The sequence below is a fragment of the Murinocardiopsis flavida genome, from assembly GCF_003014485.1.
Classification (GTDB): Bacteria; Actinomycetota; Actinomycetes; order Streptosporangiales; family Streptosporangiaceae; genus Murinocardiopsis; species Murinocardiopsis flavida.
This window is the reverse complement of record NZ_PYGA01000014.1, coordinates 173,057-188,774: the sequence shown is the minus strand read 5'-3', so window position 1 is coordinate 188,774 and position 15,718 is coordinate 173,057. Positions and strand designations below refer to the sequence as shown.

Annotated in this window: 7 protein-coding genes; 1 reads left to right on the top strand and 6 read right to left on the bottom strand. The window is 69.4% G+C overall.

Annotated features, from left to right (window positions below; genetic code table 11):
* Positions 1-25 precede the first annotated feature (25 nt).
* From CLV63_RS19890 to CLV63_RS19870, 5 genes are all read right to left on the bottom strand, one after another.
* Positions 26-2,242 (bottom strand): UvrD-helicase domain-containing protein, encoded by a 2,217-nt coding sequence (locus CLV63_RS19890; RefSeq protein WP_106584655.1) that lies wholly within the window; start codon positions 2,240-2,242, stop codon positions 26-28.
* A complete protein-coding gene (locus CLV63_RS19885) occupies positions 2,239-8,904 on the bottom strand; it encodes a DEAD/DEAH box helicase (protein WP_106584654.1) in 6,666 nt (2,221 codons plus the stop codon). Before CLV63_RS19885 ends, CLV63_RS19890 begins: the two co-directional genes overlap by 4 nt.
* A 287-nt stretch (positions 8,905-9,191) precedes the next feature.
* Positions 9,192-9,890 (bottom strand): DUF6082 family protein, encoded by a 699-nt coding sequence (locus tag CLV63_RS19880; protein WP_106584653.1) that lies wholly within the window; start codon positions 9,888-9,890, stop codon positions 9,192-9,194.
* Positions 9,891-9,937: 47 nt separating this feature from the next.
* A complete protein-coding gene (locus tag CLV63_RS19875) occupies positions 9,938-10,561 on the bottom strand; it encodes a DUF6879 family protein (RefSeq protein WP_106584652.1) in 624 nt (207 codons plus the stop codon).
* A complete protein-coding gene (locus tag CLV63_RS19870; protein ID WP_106584690.1) occupies positions 10,554-10,823 on the bottom strand; it encodes a hypothetical protein in 270 nt (89 codons plus the stop codon). Before CLV63_RS19870 ends, CLV63_RS19875 begins: the two co-directional genes overlap by 8 nt.
* Before the next feature lie 291 nt (positions 10,824-11,114).
* Here CLV63_RS19870 and CLV63_RS19865 point away from each other — a divergent pair, with 291 nt between their 5' ends.
* Positions 11,115-14,516: a type ISP restriction/modification enzyme gene (locus CLV63_RS19865; RefSeq protein WP_245928922.1), complete on the top strand. Its 3,402-nt coding sequence runs from the start codon at positions 11,115-11,117 to the stop codon at positions 14,514-14,516.
* 80 nt (positions 14,517-14,596) lie between these two features.
* Here the strand turns inward: CLV63_RS19865 and CLV63_RS19860 are convergent, their stop codons facing one another.
* Positions 14,597-15,613, bottom strand: coding sequence for an SEC-C domain-containing protein (locus CLV63_RS19860; RefSeq protein ID WP_106584651.1), 1,017 nt, complete (start codon positions 15,611-15,613; stop codon positions 14,597-14,599).
* Positions 15,614-15,718: the final 105 nt, after the last annotated feature.

Below are 15,718 nucleotides of genomic sequence, written 5' to 3'. Positions count from 1 at the left end.
GTGCGGTCGCGTCACGGTCCGCCCGTCAGTCGACTCTCAGGGGGAGGAGGAATGGGCTTGGGGTGGCGTGGTGGGTGATGACGAGGGTGTCTCTGGCCCGGGTGGCGGCGACGAAGAGGAGGGAGCGGTCGCGCTGCCGCTGGCGCTCCATCTGCTTGGCGCTCCCCTGCACGTGCCGCGGCAGCAGGCCGTCGGCTATTCCCGTGACGCACATGTGCTGGAACTCCAGGCCCTTGCAGCGGTGCATGGTGCCCACACGCACAGCGTCGCGGGGTCCGCCCTCCCGGCCGATCTCCACCGCCGTGACACCCGCACGGCCGAGTGCGCCGAGGACGTCGGTGACCATGTCCTTCGTCGGGGCGCTGACCCCGATGGAGGACAGCGCCTCGCCGGCCTCGGACCACGCCCGGATCTGTGCTACGACGCCGTCCAGCTCCTCGTCCCAGGTGCGGAACGCCCCGAGCCGCGGCCGGGCCCCACTGAGGATGGAGCGGTACCCGTCGAGCGCCTCGGCGCCGCCGTCGAGGTCGTCGTACACCTCGCCTTTGAGCAGTCCGATTGCCGATCCCAGGATCTGCCGGGTGGTGCGGTAGCTGAGCGTCAGCCGCGCGGAGCGTCCGCGGATGTTGACGCCGAGGCTGCCCAGACTGATCTGGTTCTCGTAGATGCGCTGGTGGGTGTCGCCGACGAGGAACATGTCGTCGGGGCCGGGCGGGACCATCGCCCGGAGCAGCATCCAGTGCGCCGGGTTGAGGTCCTGTGCCTCGTCGACGACCACATGCCGGTAGCGGTGCCGCAGCAGGCCGCCCGACCCCGCCTCGAAATGCAGGTTGGGGGCGCCGCCGCGCTCGTCGCGCTGGGCGGCCTTGGCGCGGATGTCGATGTCGCGCCCCATCTCCAGCCGGGCGGCCCGTTCTGCCCGCTGGAGGAAGGTGGTGAGGCCCAGGTCGTCCAGCCGCTTGGTGAAGCGCTCGACCAGCTGCCAGATCGCGTCGCGGTCAGGCCGTCGCAGCTGGCCGCGGCCGGGGCGCCGCACCCGGAAGTAGGCGGCGCGGGAGTTCACCGCCTGGCCGAGGATGACCTCGGTCCACTCTTCGGCGAGGAACTCCGGTGTCCATCGCTCCTCCCCGAGTTCGGCGAGCATGGCGCGCCACTGCTCGACGACCTGCCGGTCGGCGATCGGCCGCGCGCCCCGGACTCCGTTCTCGTTGAGCACGGTGCTGACCACCGCGTCGACGTGCGCGACCTCGACGCGGTCCAGCAGTTCCTGGCCGCCGAGCTCGCGGAGCCGGTCCGACAGGTCCTTGGCGAGGTTCTTGGTGTAGGTGGTGAGCAGGATCGGCTTGCCGCCCGCCGGGGCGCGGGCCGCCAGGTGCCGGACGCGGTGCAGGGCGACGATGGTCTTGCCGGTCCCCGGCCCGCCGCTGACCCGCGCGGGGCCGTTGCGGGCGCGTTCGACCAGCTTGCGTTGCTCGGGATGCAGGAATACCTGCCACCGGGCGAACCCCTCCCCCAGCGCCCCCTGCACGGCCTCGTCTTCGCTGCTGACGATGGTGGCGGGGCGGTCCAGCGCGGCGCGGTAGTCCTCCGGGTCCACGTCGTCGGCCGTGGCCTGCGGGCGGGTGACGTACTCCAGGACCTCTTCGACCGGCCTCCCGCTGAAGAGCTCTATCAGTACTTCACTGGTGAGCTGGGGCGCGAACTCGATCAGCCCTTCGAGTTCGCCCTCGGTCGTGATCCGGCGGATCAGGGGGAGGAGTACGGGGCTGACACCCAGGTCGAGGAGTTGGGCGTCGCCGTACGCCGCGAACAGCGGGTAGGAGCGGGGGGCGGGCGCGACGGCGGGGCCCTGCTCGGCCGACGGGGCCGTGGTGTCGTTGACCCGCGATTCCACCGTGGACAGGTCGATGTACTCGATCCCGCCGGTGACCCGGTTGATGGTGTAGGAGACCCGGTCGAGGTTGGTGTAGACGTCGCGGCGGTGCTTGACCGAGACGAGCAGGTACTCCTCGTCCCCGAGGTGCAGCAGCAGCGCCCGGTAGTCGTCGGTGACGCGCCCGGAGTAGAGCCGCTCGCCGGTTCCCTTCCCACCGCCGTCCTTGAGCGCCTTGAACCGGAGTCCCGGAGCCGACGGGTCGATCCGGAACTTGTGCATGAAGTCCCAGACCGCGCCCCGCATGTTGCGCGGGAGCTTGGCGATCTCCGAGTCCGCGCGGTCCAGCAGCCGCAGGGTGACGCTCATTCCGCTCCGTCTCCGTTCTGGTCGTCTTCGGGGGGATCAGGCCGGATCCGGCTCAGGAGGTCCTCGGGTGCCCACTGCGCGGCCGGGCGGGCGTCCCACCCGGCGGCGGCGTAGGCGCGGTCGCGGTCCGCGGCCTCGATGTCCTCGGACTTGTGGGGGTCGTGGGCGAGCACCACGGCGATCCGGGCGTCGGGCCAGGCGAGTTCGGCCGGCCAGCCGTCGTCGCCCAGCTCGTAGCCGTCCTCGGGGACGGGGGCACCAATGCGGACCAGGTCGGCGGCCAGCTCGGCGAGGCCCGGCTCGTCGTCGGCGAGGTAGCGCAGCACCGCGCTCCAGCCGGGATCGGCCGGCGCCTCCGGCCGGATATCGGCCGCCTCCTCCCCCGTTGTGTGGGTGTACCCGGGGTCGACGACGATGTCGAGACCGTCCGCTGATGTGTCGACCGTGGCTCCGACGAGGATCTCGCCGGTCTCGGGGTCCGCCGGTACACGGCCGACCGCGGTGAACATCCCCTCCCCGCCCGCCGCGGCGAGCACCTCGGGCCGGAACGCCGCCAGGTCCGATGCCGCGAGCTGGAATCCCTCGCCGCCCGCGGCGCCGATGTACTGGAGCAGGTTGCCCCAGTAAAGCCAGGATGCCCAGCGGCGGCGGTGTGCGTCCTCGTCGGCCGCGATCACGGTGTCGGCGTCGTCGAGGAGCGCGATGGCACTCAGCTCAGGGCGACCGTCGACGGGGACGAGGACCAGGCAGAGCGTGCATCCGGCGGTATCGGCGCCGCGGAGGACGCTTATCGGGCCCTTCGGGGCACTCGGCGCGGGATCCCCGGCGAGCACGGCCCGGACGGCTCCCGGCACGCCCGCCGCTGCGACGTCGGCGACCTTGACCGCCTCGGTGAGGACGCCGGTCAGCGCGCCCGTGACCCGCTTGCTCCAGCGGTCGGGATCCGGGTCGCCGAGGTATGCCAGGAGCATGGCGACCGGGTTCGCCCATACCGTTCGATCAAGTTCCTTGGCGTCGCCGCCGTGGAACCGCGCGAAGAACCGGCGTGCCTCCGCCTGGGCGTTGCCCTTGTACGGCGGCCACACGCCGTTCTTCGGCTCCTCTTTCCGCCCGTCCCACGCGTCGACGTCGTCCCAGGTGAGCTGGAACACCAATGGTCCGTGCGCTCGGATGCGGGCGCGTTTGGCGGCGTCGGAGGCGATCCGGTTCTTGTCCCCGGGGGCGGCGTGGTAGCGGTACCCGTCGAGGAACACCGCGACCTCGGCGGGGTCCGAGTCCAGTCGGCGGAAGTGCACGTCGGGTCGGCTGCCTTCGATGGTGTGTTGCAGCGTGACCTGCCAGTGGCACACCCCGTGCGGGCCCGGGACGCGGAGGTCCAGGCTGCGGTGCCCGGCGACACGGGGTCCGGCCTCCACGGCGACCCCGTTCTGCGGGTCGCGCGCCCAGACGAGCAGGGCGTCGTGGAAGCGCGCCTCCAGTTCGCTCTCGACCTGGCTCTCCAGGCCGATCGCGTCGGTGGCGCCGATCGGCGCGGTCTCCCAGGCGCCGCTTCCCTCAGGGCCGAGCAGCAGGTTCAGGAGGTCAAGGGCGTCGGCCCGGCTGATCAGGGCGTACTCGGAGTCGTCGCGGACATGGCGCAGCAGGCACTTGTGGCAGGCGGGGCGACGTTCGCGCACGCAGTCGCAGCCTTCGACGGAGTCGCGGGCCGCGGCGAGGACGCTGCGGAACTCCTCCGGGGCGCGCAGCCGGTCGAGGTAGCCGGTTCCGCCGGGGAGCGTGTCGTGCAGGACGAGGAATTGGCGGCGCCGCCCGGTTCCGGGGTCGGGCATGGTCGCCTTGACCACGTCCAGGTGGTCGGGGCTGCCGCCGTACCTTGCGGCGATGCCCAGCCGGAGCGCGGCGGCGAAGGACGCCAGGCGCTCGGGGACGGCCGTGGTCGCCAGCGGCAGCAGGATGCGGACCGCCTCGGTGCGGAGCTCGTGCACGGTGATCAGGTCGATGTGGTCGGCGGGGCGCCCGGACCGCCGCTTGGGGCACCACAGGCGGTGGTGGTCGGGCCCGCGGCGGCCGCCGAGCGAGTCGAGGAGGCTCTGCTGCTCGTCGGCCTCGGTCCCCCGGCCGCGCAGGGCGACACCACCGCAGTGCGTGCACACCACGAACGGGTTCAGCGTGGCGTCCTCGCCCGCGAACCCCGGGCCGCCCCTGGTGTCGCGGGACGCGCCGAGGTTGAAACTGCGGACCATGACGTTGCGGGCGAACTCGACGCCGAAGGTCTGCCCGGTGTGCCGCCACGCGCTGGTGATCTGGGCCGGGTCGATGTCGACCGCCACTTGGACGGTGTAGTAGCGGCGCTGCCGGTTGTCGGTGTCGTCGGAGATGTGCGCGTCCTCGCGCTTGTCCCACGACATGACCTTGCGCGGGGCGAGGACGCGGTGCAGGTAGTCCCGGTCGGCGATGTCGGTGCCGCAGCGGTCGCACGCCGACGTGTCGTCCCGCGCGGCGCCGGTGCGGACGAACCCGCACTCCGGGCAGACGCGCCACCACTCCCACGCAGGACGCTGCGGCGTGCCGATGTCGAGGCCCTTGACGCTGTGGCGGTAGGAGTTGACGTAGAAGAAGTTCCCGGGCGCGAGCTCTGTCAGCGCGGCGCGGGCCGACCGCTGGTAGTCGACGACCGCGTTGCTGTAATCGCGCACGACGCTGCCGTCGGCGGTCTCGCGCTCCTCGGTGCGGGTGAGCGTCGCCTCCAACGTCACCGCCGCGTCGATCAGGCTGTAGTTCGGCAGCATCCCGAACTCGACCAGGGTGCCGTGCGCGGAGGCGTGCACGAGGTCGGACATGTGGCGGAGGACGGCGCGGAGTTCGGCACGCAGCTGGCGGCTCTCGCGCCCCTGCTCCGGGTCGGTGTCGGCCAGTTTCAGCGGTTCGATCGCCGCGTCGATGGCGGACCGGCGGTCGTTCAGGTCGGCCATCGCGTCGTCCCAGCGCTGCTGGGCCGCGCCCGCCAACGGCGTGATTCCGGACACGGCGAAGGCGCGGAGTTCGGCAGCGGCCTCCGCGCCGACGTCATCGGCCTGGTCCGAACCGAAAAGGCCGAGGAAGCGCTCGACCAGGACCGCGCCGTCGCGTTCGGCGGCTTCGGCGAACAGCGGCAGCCATCCCGTCTCGCCGAACAGGGCGGACGCCAGACGCGGCAGCGGCAGGACATCGGGCAGCGCGCCGCGGGCGACCAGGTCGAGCAGGTGCGCCAGGTACTGGCGGCGCAGCAGCTCGACGGCTGAGAGGTACGCACCCGGCGGGGTGATCCGGCCGGCGATCATCTGCGTCGGGTCGGTGAGGTAGTACAGCGAGCGCGGGTCGCGGTCGACCAGGGTGACGAGGAAGGCGTTTCCGGTGCTGCGGCCCGCGCGGCCGACGCGCTGCACGTAGTTGGCGGGGCCGGGCGGGAGCGAGGCCAGCACGACCGCGGAGAGGTCGCCGATGTCGATGCCGAGTTCGAGGGTGGGCGTGCAGGACAGCACGTTCGGATCGGTGTAGCGGGTCGGGGTGGCGAACCCCTTCTCCACGCTCTCGCGCTGCTCGCGGGTGAGCATGCCGGTGTGCTCGGCGGTGACGACCCGGAACACCCCGGCTTCGCGGTACAGGCGGCGGTAGTAGTCGGCGCGGTAGTCGCGCCCTGCTCGGTCGGCCACGGGACCGCCGTCGCCGCCGACCGCCGCGCGGAGTCTCCCCCCGCACCGGTAGGAGGGGCACGGCGCGCCCGCCCAGTCGCCGATCAGCCCGTGCGGCACCGTCTGCAACCAGGAACAGGAGTCGCAGGAGACTCCGGCCAGGTTGGCGTCGGCGTCGTCGAGCAGGTGGATGCGGATGTGCCCGGGCAGGAGCCCGTAGACCCGCCCTGAGCCGTCGCCGACCGGCCGGGACGCGAGGACGCCCTCGTGCGCCAAGAGGGGCAGCAGCCGGGCCAGGAACTCGCCCGCGTCGTCGCGCCCGATGCCGAGGCAGCGGGTGGTCCAGTCCTGCTGCCAACTGTCCTTGCGGGTGGCCACGTCGAAATCGGTCCGCGACTTCGCCTTGTCGAGGACGAACTTGGGCGCCGAAAGTCCTTCGGGGAAGGCCGGCATGCCGACGGGTCGGCCGCCCCACACCAGCCAGCGGCGCGCACCGCCGTCCTTGAGGTACCCGGACAGCCAGTCGTGCTTGATGCCGCCGCGCAGCCGGATCCGTTCGAGCAGGCCCCGGATGTAGGCGCGGTAGCGCGCCCGGTCGGGCCCCGGGCCGTCGGGGAGATCGTGGACGGTGCGGCGGTGCAGGTCGGCCACGAGGTCCGCGGCACGGTCCGGGTCCTCCAGTACTGCTTCGGCGGCGGCGGTGCGGGTGAGTTCGAGGGTCCGGCCCAGCCGGGACCGGAGGCCGAACTCCATGACGGCGGAGAACGCCAGGCGCTCTCCGACCAGGGTCCAGGCGCGTTTGCGCCCGCCGATGCGCCCCGACAGCAGGTCGTCGACGCCTTCGATGCCGTGCAGGTCGGGCGGGACGACGGCGGCGAGGTTCCGTTCGCGGCCGGCCTCCTGGACGACGTCGGCGATGAGGTCGTTGAGCAGAACCGGGCCGCCATCGGCGGCCCGCGCGCGGAGGCGCTCGGTGATCAGGGCGCGCACCGAGAACGTGTAGGAGCGGTCGGCGACGAACCCGGCCCGGTGCGCGGCGTCCTGCACCGAGTCGCTGAACAGCAAGGTCTTGGACTGGTCGTCGGCGAGCTCGTCGCCCGTGATGAGCTGGGTGACGGTCACCGCGGCGAGCGCCGCCAGCCCCGAGCCGAGGAAGCGGATCCCCTGCTCCATGCCGCAGGCGGGGCACACGTCGTTCTCCGCCGCACGGTCGTCGGTGAGCGAGCCGAGGACCAGCACCCGTCCCGCGGCGGGCGCGCGGTCGGCGTCGAGGTCCTCGGCAGGGGACAGCGGTCGGACGTGGCCACCGTCGGCGCTCAGGACCAGGACGGCGGGGCCGGACCCTGTCGGCGCGGCCGCCTCGGCGGGCAAGGCCGCGATGAACGCCCGGACCCGGTCCTTGTCGGGCCCCACGGCGGTGCGGTAGATGCGCAGTGGATCGGTGTCCAACGCTTGCGGATCGGACTCCGGTGAGATGGCGGCCCACCCGGACCGGCCGCAGTGCCGGCAGTAGATGGACGGGAGGCGCCCGGCGCGGGCGTCGTGCGGCTCGGCGGCCTCGGCGTGGGCGGGGCCCGCAGGGTCGTCGTGGTCGGCGGCGAGGTCGCTGTGCCAGGCGAAGTCGGGGGCAGTGGAGACGACCCGCAGCAGCCGGGAGACCGTCCGCACCCACAGGTGGTTCTCGATGTGCAGCAGCGGACGGCTCGGGTCGCCGGGGTCGCGGGCGATGGAGAGCAGCGCGACGAAGCGGGACAGCGCCTCGGCCGCGCCTGCCGGGTCGCGGGTCAGCGCGCGGCCCCATGCGGCGCCGGCGCCGTTGGCGGGAAGCTCCTGGATGACCGCCGCGGCGTCGGCGACCTGGCCGCCCAGCGCGCGCAGCACCGCGGAGGTGAGCAGGTGCCGGCGCACTTGCGCGCCGAGCTCGGCCGGGGTGAGGCCGCGCCGCTTGACCACGGCCTCCATGACGTCGTCGATGGCCTCGGGGTGCGCGGTGGGGTCGGGGAGGGCGGCGAGCTCCTCGGGGGTGACGTCGAGCTCGTAGTCGAGCTCGTCGGCCAGGAACTCCTTGACGTCCTGGCGGTCCTCTCCGACGACCGCGTCGGCGTCGAACGGCATGCCGAACACCTGGCGCGCGACCTCCAGCATCCGCTCGGTGCTCTGGGCGTCGTCGCCGCCCTGCCCGAGGGTCGCCGAGGTGGCGACCGGACAGATCCCGTTGAGCGGGCGCCCGGGTTCGGGCCGTCCGGCGACCGAGGCCAGGCGGCGCAGCAGCATGGCGACGTCGGTGCCCTGGGCGCCGTCGTAGGTGTGGAACTCGTCGATCACCACATAGCGCAGGTCGGCGCCCTCCCAGAGGGCGGCGTCCTCGGGGCGCTGGAGCAGCAGGTCGAGCATCTTGTAGTTGGTGATGAGGATGTCGGGCCGCTCGGCCCGGATCCGCGCACGCTGGGTGATGATGCCGTCGAACTTGGTACCGGGCGCCCCTCCGATGTACAGGCCGGCACTGACCTGGCCGAGGGCCGGGTCGCGGGTGAGGTGGCCGTCGAGGCGCTTCGCCTGGTCGGTGGCCAACGCGTTCATCGGGTACAGCAGAACGGCCTTGACGCCGCTGCGGCCCGCGTTGCGTTCGCGGCGGCAGTGGTCCAGCACAGGGAGGAGGAACGACTCGGTCTTGCCGGACCCGGTACCGGTGGTGACCAGGGTGGGGCGCGGCTCGCCGTGCAGGGACGACAGGCGGGCGAACGCCGCCGCCTGGTGCTTGTAGGGCGTGAACCCGTCGGGCGCCCATTGCAGGTGGCGGCGCCAGTCACCCTTCTCGGTGCGGAAGGGGGCGCGGATCCGCAGGTAGGGGCCGCGGAAGATACCGCGGCCGGAGTCGTTGAGGAACTCCTCAAGCTTCGCCCGGGTGTCCTCGTCGGCGAGGGCGAAGGTGGTGGTGAGGTACTGGGTGAGGTTGCGCCGCAGCTCCTCGGCGGCGAGCGTCGGCCTCACCGGGCACCCTCGGGAGCGGACCGCCACTGCGTCCCGGCCGGAAGCGCTCTCGCCAAGGTCGTCCTCCCACTCGCTGCTGATCTCGCCCACTGTAACGACGGATCGGAGGGAAGGACCATGCTCCGGCGGCTGTGCGGCCGGCGATCGGGTCCGATGGCCGGTCCCGGCCGCTCCGCGGATACGTCCGCAACCGTGCGCAGGCCAGGTCACCGATATGGCACGGTTCGGGCCGGTGCCCGCGGCAGCCCGCTACGGCCCGTGCGCCGGGGACCCCTGGTTGCGCGGCATCACCTGGAGCGCCTCACTGAGCGCAGCGCCGCCGTCACCGCGGACGCGCCGATGGCGACACCCGCGACACCACCCAGCAGCGCGGCAAGGAGCACGCCGCGACCGTTTCCCGGACGGTCGGCGGAGTGGGGCGACCGGTATCCAGGCGGCCCTGGCTCAGCCGGTTCATCGGCGGCGCGGTACGCCTCGTCGAGGATCTGACTGAACCGGGACTGCTTGTCGTTGCCGACGCGGTACATGCGTTTGGGTCCGGCGCGATCCCAGAACGCGCGTCCGGGCGCCCCGCTGAACATCTCTTCGGCGATCGCGCGCAGCCGCTCCTCGGGCATCGCCCCGGTCTCGAATGCGACCTGCCATTGCGAGACGATCATGTTGAGGTAGAGCTGCTGTTTGCGGTGCCGGGGATCGCCGGGCTCCGGGACGGGCCCCCAGCACACGTCCAGGTCGGGATCATCCATCGCCATGCGCAGTAGGTCGTTCATGGCCTGACGGCGCGACTCCAGTACCGCCCGCCGGTTCTCGCGCGCCTGGAGCACCAGGGTCGCGGCGATTCCGGCGAGCGCGAACACTGCGATCAGCGCCGAAACCGCACCGTAGGTCTGCCCGATGAGGCTCATCCGCTCCCACTCGCCGCTATCGCCGTCGACCAGACCGAGGGCGAGCGGTGACAGCGCGACGGAGGCTGCGGCGACGAACACGAGCGCCAGTATCGCAGCCGAGCGCGGTACCTGACGGTGAAGCGCTGTCATGCGCGCCGTCGCGTCGGGTATTCGGGCGGGCCGAGCGGCGCGATCTCCCGGGCGAAGTAGTCCAGTAGAGGTTCGGCACGCTCATAGAGCCGTTCGATCTCGGCGGCGGCGGCTCGGGCGACCTCGGCGTCATCGATGCGTTTGGCCCCGATCGGCGTCATATCGGCCTCGTAGTGGACCTGGTAGGCCACGCGATCACCCAGGACGTGGACCTCGGGCAGTGGGCCGACCGACTCCAGGTCGGCGAGTTCCTTTGCCGCGATCACCCTGATGGGCCGACCGGATTCCGCGAACACCTTGTGGCTGTGCATCTCCCAGCGGAGATAGGCGCTGGGTGGATCTTCCACGACGCGCAGGCGGCGGAACTCGAACCCGCGGTCGGTCTCCTCCCGAACCCGCGCCGTCACGCTCTCGCGCTCGGACTCGAAGATCTCCAGAACCCGCCCCCAGTCGCCGGCCTTGAAGGCGTCCCACGCCGTGTCGCCCTGCTCATTGAAGAATTGGGCGCGTTCCAGCTTCCAGAGGACACCTACGAGGGAGTCGGACTCACGTGCTCTGTCGGCGTGATAAGCGGGCCGGTCCATAACGCGGCCCGGAACCGAGTCGATGAGTTCAAGCATCGGCGATGTCCGGCTTGGCCGCACGCAGCATGTTCCCAGGGATGACGACAAGACGCTCATCGGGCCCTATCCGCACACCATCCGGCAGCCGGTTCCGGTAGTCCTCGGAGTGGTTCCTTCCGATCACCGCGATGTCCCCATTGTCGAGTTCCCAAATGTCCGGACAGTCGTCCTCGTCGCGACTGTCGCCCAGCTCAGCGGCGGTTTTTCCAATCCGACGACGGAATCCTACCGATGGGTCGGCCTCCCATAGGCGATCCATGCGCACTCCCTCACCGCTCCTTGGCGTGGATCGATCATTATGCCCCCGTCACGGCGCAACGACACCCGAAGGCCGAAACCAGTCAAGTTGAACGAAATGGAACATCGGGTGGCCAACCGCGACCGACAACTCGAAGGCACTCGATCAGCAATTCCGGCGAAACTTCGCAAGAATATCAAGTTCCGCTAGAACACCACGCGCACCTCGGGGAACACACCTCCCATCAATACCTAAACCGACCTGCCATCTAGCACATATTGACTTATCGCTGCAAATGAAGTCCTCTTGGTAGTGCGATGGATCGCCTTCGACCCCGGGAACGCGATGAACGCACCGCCGCATGGACCAAAGGATTCAACTGATATCCGTGGCAGCGTTCCCCGACAGCGCAAAGCAGTCGGACAGCTGCTCTCCGAGTTCGGCGCGTCCGTCAGCGACTCCTTGGGCCGCGGCGGGCAGGAGGAGGACCAGCTGCGCCGCCCTCTGCAATCCATTCTCGAAAGCATGGGCGCAATCCTGGGAATACCTGTAAAGGTCTACGGAGAAGTGCAGCTTCCGGCGTTGAAGGCACGTCCGGATTTCGGGGTGGACGCCGCCGGCGTGTCCGCAGGTCCGCACAACCGGATCGGCTATGTGGAGCTCAAGAAGCCATCGAAGGCGATCCCGCCCAGCGAATTCCTCGACCAGCGCGACCGCGAGCAATGGAAGAAATTCCAAAGCCTGCCAAATATCCTTTACAGCAACGGGACACAATGGGCTGTCTTCCGCTATGGAAAACAGCAGGGAACAACAGTAGAGACTCCGAGGATCACCCGTGAACACCGGAATTCGACGATCTCTACTTTGGAGTTCGAGAAGCTCATATGGGAGTTCCTGGCATGGGAACCCAACCCGGATTATACGCTCGACCAGCTCATCACCCGCGTCGCCGGGCTGTGCCGCCGACTCAGGGAGGAGGTCGCACAGTTCATCGCCGAAGAACAATGGAGCAGCGGACGAAAGCCGTTCACCCGACTCGCCGAGGAATGGCGGAACCTTCTCTTCCCGCAGCTCAAGGCCGGGCCGGAATTCGCCGACTCCTATGCCCAGACAATCACTTTCGCGCTGATTCTGGCACGTGAATCCGGCGCCGACTTCAGCGGCCGGAGCGTGCACGACATCGGGGAGCTTCTCGCCAAACGTCACCCGTTCCTCGGCAACGCGTTGGACGTCCTGACCGATCCGAGGTACGTCCAGCAGCTCACCGTGCTGCCAACCCTGATCCGCATCCTGGAGCCGATCGACTGGCAGAGGCTCATGCGCAATGAGCGCAACGCCTACGTCGACTTGTACGAGACATTCCTGTCGCGCTACGACCCCGAACTTCGGAAGCAGACCGGCTCCTACTACACACCCGAGCCGGTCACGCGCTACATGGTCGAATTCGTCGACGAGGTGCTCAAGACGCGGATGGCCCGCCCGCGCGGTCTTGCCGATGAGGCGGTGACCACGCTCGACCCCGCGATGGGCACAGGAACGTTCCTCTCGTCCGTCATCGACTCGGTCGCCCGCACGCTGACCGACCAATACGGAGAGGTCCATGCACGCACCCATCTGAAGGAGTTGTATCGGGAGCGGCTGGTCGGTTTCGAGCGCAATGCCGGCCCCTTCGCCGTCGCCGAACTGCGGCTGCACCAGCAGATGCGGGATCGGTATCGGGTAGAGGTGCCCGACCAGCATCAGCGGTACTTGGTCAACACTCTCGACAACCCATACCACCCCTACCCATCCTTCGGGCTCCGCTACGAGGAGATCGAATACCTCCGCGATGAAGCCAACCGGGTCAAGAGAACGACACCGGTGATGGTGGTCGTCGGCAACCCGCCGTACATCGAGCGGGCGCGGCAGCGTGATCCGGCGCCGTGGCTGGAGGACCGCCGAACCGATCCGGACAGGGATCCGATGACGGCCCGACCGTCGCTGGACGAATTCCGGGAACCGGGCAACGGAAGATTGGAGTACAAGCTTTCAGCGGTCGGCACCTATTTCTGGCGCTGGGCAATGTGGAAGGTGTTCGACGCCCAGCCCGAGCAACCCAGCGGCATCGTGGCCTTCGTCAGCACATCGGCGTATCTGACACAGCGGGCCTTCGTCGGCATGCGCCGGTATCTCCGGGCCACCGCGGACGAAGGCTGGGTCATCGACTTATCGCCCGAGGGCCACCAACCACCGGTCTCCACCCGCATCTTCGGTGGCGTCCAACAGCCGATCTGCATCAGCATCTTCGCCCGTTACGGACGGCCGAACCCAGATGAGCCCGCGCGGATCTGGCGTACTCGGCTCGACGGAGACAGGGAAGCGAAATTCGCTACGCTGGCGAACGACCTGGGACTGCGGTTGGACGGTGCCAGGTGGGAGGAGTGCGCGTCGGACTGGACCGCCCCACTCAGCACCGAGAAAGCGGAATGGCACACGTATCCGGCGCTCGGTGATTTGCTGCCGTGGCGGCATTCGGGTGTAAAAGCGAACCGTAGATGGGTGATCGCCCCCGACGAATCAACCCTGCACCACAGATTTAACCGGCTTGCGTCTGCCGCCCCCCAGGATAAGGATCGACTGTTCAAAGCAACGAGAGATCGAGACGTCACCAGAGGTTTTCCGGGGCGGCGCACAATCACGGAGGAGAATAAATCTCCAGGTCAGGATCGTCTTCTCCATCGTTCCTTCGACCGACAACGCTTCATCAGTGACACGCGATTCGTTGATTTCATCCGGCCACCGCTCTGGAACGCACATGGCGACAAGCAGGTATTCGTCATTGAACAGCACGCACACCCGCTGACGTCTGGACCAGGACTGCACTTCAGCTCACTGGTGCCTGATATGCATTGCTTCAACGGACGCGGGGGCCGCACTCTACCCCTTTACCGCGATAGAGAGACGACCTCTCCCAATCTTGCTCTTGGACTACTCGTTACCATTTCCGAGCGCGTCGGCCGCCGCGTTTCCGCTGAGGACCTGATAGCCTATCTAGCTGCCATCGTGGCCCACCCTGGGTACACCGCGCAGTTCAAGGACGACTTGGTGGTCCCGGGTATCCGTGTCCCGCTGACCTCCGATGCGGATACCTGGTCCGAGGCCGTCGCTCTAGGGCGCGAAGTTGTTTGGTTGCACACCTACGGCGAGCGGTTCTGCGATGCGGCGGCAGGCCGACCTCAGAGGACGCCCCGTCTGCCGAGGGATCGGAAGCCTGAGGTAGTGGCGGAAGTCCCAGGGTCACCTGCGCCTCTGCCCGACATCATCCGCCATGACAGCGACTCCGCAGTTCCGGGGGATCGGCTGTACATCGGCGAAGGAGTCATCAAACAGGTTCCTCGCGAGGTGTGGCGCTATGACGTCGGCGGGATGCCCATCGTCCGCAAATGGTTCTCTGCGCGCCAACTTAACCCTAGGCACCAGCGGCGTGGGGCGCCGTTGGATTACATCCGACCGGAGCATTGGACTCCGCAGTTCACCGACGAGCTGTTGGAACTGCTCACCGTCCTCACCCGGCTGGTCGACCTCGAACCGCGCCAGGATGAACTGTTGGACCGCGTTCTCTCCGGCCCAATTGTCACCACGCAGGACTTGATGGTGGCCGATGTCCTTCCGGTGAAGCCGGGACTGCGCAAACCGCCCCGGCTGCACGGACAGACCGAACTGCCACTTGATTAGGGAACGCCATCCGCAGCCCCGGCCTCCAAGACCCGGCGATCCGACCGTCTGACCTCGTCTGAATACCCCCGCAGCACCGGCTACGGCCGTCCGCAGCACTTCTTGTACTTGCGGTCGGATGCGCACCAGCAGGGCTGGTTGCGTTCGGGCGGCCACATTGGGAAGTCCCCGCCGCGCGAGTGTTTGGCCGCGGCCGCCGCGGACCGGATGTTCTCCGTGGGCGTGGTGACCCCCTGTTCGTCGGCGAACGCCCGGATCTCGGCCATGGACAGCGGGATGTCCCGCCCCCGGGAGAACTCCGTCTCCCGCCGCATCTGCCGGCGGTTCAGCTCGACCTCGCGGAAGTAGGTGTCCGGGGTGAGCGCCTCGGTGTCGCCGAAGCCGGTGAGCAGCCCGGCGGCGTGCGCGTCGGCGACATCGGCACGGACGATGTGCGACAGGAGCACCTCGTCCGTCTCCTCGCGGTAGGCGGCCGAGGGGGCGGAGTCCACAACGCCCAGTGCGGCGAGTCCCTGGCGCCCAGGATCCTCGGTGGGCCGCAGGGCACCGAGCTCCATCGCAGGATCCCGCCGCTGCGCCGCCCGGTCGAGCGCATCCGGGGCGAACCCCATGCGCCTGCGCAACGCGGCCCGCCACTGGGCGTGGACCAGGTCGCCCAGGTTCTCGATTTCTTCAGGGTCGACGTCCGGCCGCAGCAGTCCGGCGAAAGCCCGGTCGGACCATTGCAGCGCCCGAAGAGGGTCCCCGTGACTGTCCAGCAGTTCGGCGACCAGTTCGGCCGCGAGCAGCGCCTCCTCGTCGAGTTCCCACAGCTCGGCCAGCGCCTCTTCGGCGTCGCCATCGCGGCCGAGCTTCCACAGCGTCTCGATCCGGTGCATCCGGGCGAATGCCGAGTCCATGCCGGGGAAGTCGGCGATGACCCGACCACACAGTTCAAGGGCGTCCTCGAACCAACCGTTGCGCTGGAGTTCATCGACCGTCTCCACCATGATCTCGCCAGCGGACTCGGGGTAGCGCGCGACCTCATGTTCCATCGCCCGGAGCAGGGCGGCCGCCTGGTCAGTACCGGTGCTCTTGCTGCTATCGAACGCATCCACCCCAGCAGGCTAACGACCCCAGCCCCGGAAACGCCCCAGAACCGTCCGATCGGATCCGCTGTCGGATCGGGGTCGTTCACGGCCACGTGTGGGAGTCTGGCTTCT